Here is a 3,777-nt window from a genome sequence, read left to right on the forward strand (position 1 = left end):
ATTTCTTTTACAATCTGAAGTTTCAAACTTAAACTGTAATCTTTCTGTGTACGCTTTACATAAAGCGATTCTAATGGTTCTTTCATAACGATTCTTTTTTGTGTATCGTTATTTCAGGTCTAGACATTACAAAGATAAAAGATGGTATAGTGAATTAAATCAGATCATTTTTTTCTTCTCATAATCTCTGATAGCTTTATTCAGGCTTCTTATATTGGTTCCCAAATAACTTGCCATGTCTTCTTTTGAAATTTTCATTTCTTTTGCTTTTAAATCAAGGAGCTGTGACAGAGTGTGTTCGGAGGCATGAAGCTGCTGATAAGATGAACGATTGGAAGTATTTACAATGCGTTCGGCAAAAACATCCAACAGTAAATTATTTAAATTAAGATCATTTTTAATCAACGCCTGGAAATACGGAATTGTAATGGTAAATACTGTAACCTCAGTAATCGATTCAATACTGCAGATACACGGAACATTCTTCATCATTTCTATTTCACCGAGAATCTCACCTTTTCCTAAAAACTCGACAATGTATTCCTCTTTTGTTTCTTCTAGAAAAAAACATTTGGTAATTCCGCTTTTGATGAGCATTATTTTGTCGGAAGTTTCACCTTGCGTCAATAGCTTTTCACCTTTCTCAAAAGATTGCAAAATAATATTTTCCTGATGTTTCTGATCAAGATAAAGTTTTTCTAAGTAATTTAAAAAAGGCTGATTTGTTCTTAACATAGTTTTAATTCATACAGACACCCTTTTCAACATCAATTGTCGGGCTCTATTTTATCAGCAGAAAATTACAAAACTAAAATGAAAGAATAGGAGTATGTAATTTAGATTAAATATAAAAAACTCGCTCCAAAGAACGAGTTTTAAGTATGATTATTTTTTTAAACATTTCTCTAAGAACTGGTCTTGCTCCCAAAGCAAATGGAGAATATTTTCTTTGGCCGCGTAACCGTGAGATTCTTTTGGAAGAAGAACCATTCTCACCGGAGCTCCCAGGTTTTTCAAAGCCTGGAAATATCTTTCGGTCTGCAAAGTAAATGTTCCCGGATTGTTGTCTGCATCACCATGAACCAATAACATTGGTGTTTTCATTTTATCGGCATTCATAAACGGAGACATCGTATTGTAAATTTCCGGAACATCCCAGTAATTTCTCTGTTCACTCTGGAAACCAAATGGCGTCAACGTTCTGTTATAGGCTCCACTTCTTGCAATTCCGCAAGCATAATCTTTGGAATGTGTCAAAAGATTTGCCGTCATAAACGCACCGTAAGAATGTCCACCTACTGCAACTTTTGTTCGGTCGATATATCCTAACTGATCTACTGCATCAATAGCAGCTTTTCCGTTGGCAACCAATTGTGGAATGAACGTATCATTCGGTTCGGTCTTTCCTTCGCCGATAATCGGGAACGCGGCATCATCTAAAACCGCATATCCTTTTGCCGTCCAATACACAAACGAGCCATAATACGGGAAGGTAAAGTCATTTGGATTCTGTGTATTCTGTCCCGCTGTATTTTTATCTTTATATTCTGTAGGATATGCCCAAATTAACAACGGAAGTTTTTCTTTTTTTGCTTTTCTGTCGTAGTTTGCAGGTAAATAAAGCGTTCCCGTTAAAGTAACTCCGTCATTTCTTTTGTAAGTAATGACTTCCTTGTAAACATTTTTAATGCTTTCAAACGGATTGGCAAAATTCGTAACAGGCTCAGATTTATTAGATTTGATATTTTTCTTGAAATAATTCGGATACTGACTTGCCGATTGCTGAATCGTTAATACCTCTCCTTTTTTAGGGTCAATAATATCAATGATTTCTTCTTTAGCTCCTTTAAGATTTGAAGTGTAAAGTCTTTTCTTTTTCAAAGACTTCATATCCATTTCATCGATGAAAGGGTGTTGCCCGTCTTTGGTAAATCCGGCTCCGATCAGATAAGATTTTTCACCTTTCATATCAATTACATATCTTCCGAATTCATTTTTGGTCGTATTAAAACTTCCCGGATCATTGTAAACATCCTGATAATTTCGGTCTTCGATAACTTTCGATTCACCGTTATTTAAATCAACCAGATACGATTTTGTATTTCTTGTATCATACCAACCTTCAGAAACAATCGCATAATGATTATTCGTCCAGCTTGTTCCTTCATATCTTTGTTTTGTTTTAAAGAAAGATTTTGGTTGATCACTAAACGGAGCATTCCAAGTGAAAATTTCATCTCTGAAATCAACCGTTTTAGACTGATCTCCACCGTCCAAAGCTTCAGCAAAAACCAACGTCGCAGGTTGATCTGCTCTCCAGGTCATATCTCTTTTCCCTGTTCTTACCGATGAAAAACCTTTAGGCATAATTTCGGTAAGCGGAACTTCATTCACTACTTTTACTTCTGTTCCTTTTGCATCATAAACTTTTGCGGTCATTGGAAATCTGCTCAATGGAACGATATAGGAAAACGGCTTTTTTATCGTAGTTGCCAGTAAATAATTTCCGTCGGGAGAATAGCTTAAACCACCATAAATATCTTTGTCTTTAAACTTCTTAAGATTACCCGTTAAATCTACATGATACAATTCTGAATGGGTAAGCGTTTCAAAATTCTTTTCATCCTGCGGGTTTTTAAGCAAATCCTGATACGTTCTGTTTTGGGATACTTTTCCGTCCGCGGTAGAAACAATTGGTCCTGTCGGAAGGTCTTTTGAAGAATCAATCAACTGTGGTCTGTTTTCAGGCAACACTTTAATCAGAAAACTCAGAGAATCTTTCATCCAGATGTATGGATTTCCCAAATTGGCATTCAAGTTATCTTTTGAAACTTTTTTTGCTGTGGCTGTTTCTAAATCAACGACCCAAAGCTCCACACCTCTATCGGTTGTATTTGTAAATGCTAATTTCTTTTCATCAGGAGAAAATGATGTATTTGTAATTTTTGGATTTTGTGGAAGACCTTTTATCTGAATCTCGGTCTTATCATTCATTTTACGAACTTTCAGATTGTTTGAATATGTAATTGAACTCGAAATATTCGTCACCGGATTAATCCTTAAACCTCCCAATTTCATTTCCTGCTGATTGAGGTCATCCAAAGTTTTATACGTTGGTCTGTACGTGAAAATTACCCAGTCTTTTTTCGAATTGGTTAAAACACTTGGCGGTCGGTCGTAATCTGCCAATTTGAGAATTTCGGCAGATGGTTTCTGATACGTGATATTTTCCTGAGCTTCATAAAAATTGAGAAACGCAAGAAGACAGATGGTTAACTTGATCTTCATTTCCTTTTTGATTTTTCACGAATTTAATGAAAAGTAATTAATTTGATTCTTTATCCTAACTATTAATTTTAACGCAAAGAGCGCAAAGATTTTTTTTAATATTGTTATTCATATTTTTTTAGTTCGCAAAGGCGTTTGACTATGTCGAATCTTCGATTTCACTCAGCAAAGAGCGAGAAATGATTTCAAAAATGTAAGATATACAAAGTCGTTCAACTTATCAAAATAATATAAAATTCTTGTATTACCTTGATAAACGAAGTGGCATTGTTTAACTTAAATCATTTTCAAAAAGTAATATTTCTTTGTTTTTTTTCGACAAAATAATCTTATTTTGAAAACCAATCACTTAAAATAACTTTTAAACCTGTTTAAACTTTTATTTTTCTTAGAAACAAGATAGAGAAAGCTAAATAATGTAGATTTATCCAAGTGATATTCAATTTTTCAAACCTTATTAACAGCGCTTTGAAACTATCCAACCAAGCA

2 protein-coding genes are annotated in these 3,777 nt (G+C 34.3%); both read right to left on the bottom strand.

From position 1 onward, the window contains the following. Positions 1 to 159: 159 nt before the first annotated feature. Entirely contained in the window at positions 160 to 735 is a 576-nt protein-coding gene (locus ACR1PN_RS20390; protein ID WP_433981527.1) for a Crp/Fnr family transcriptional regulator, read from the bottom strand. A 150-nt stretch (positions 736 to 885) separates the two neighbouring features. Next, positions 886 to 3,288, bottom strand: coding sequence for a prolyl oligopeptidase family serine peptidase (locus ACR1PN_RS20395; RefSeq protein WP_433981528.1), 2,403 nt, complete (start codon positions 3,286 to 3,288; stop codon positions 886 to 888). Between the last annotated feature and the right edge of the window lie 489 nt (positions 3,289 to 3,777).

Source organism: Chryseobacterium sp. RLHN22 (assembly GCF_051011795.1).
GTDB lineage: Bacteria > Bacteroidota > Bacteroidia > Flavobacteriales > Weeksellaceae > Chryseobacterium > Chryseobacterium zhengzhouense.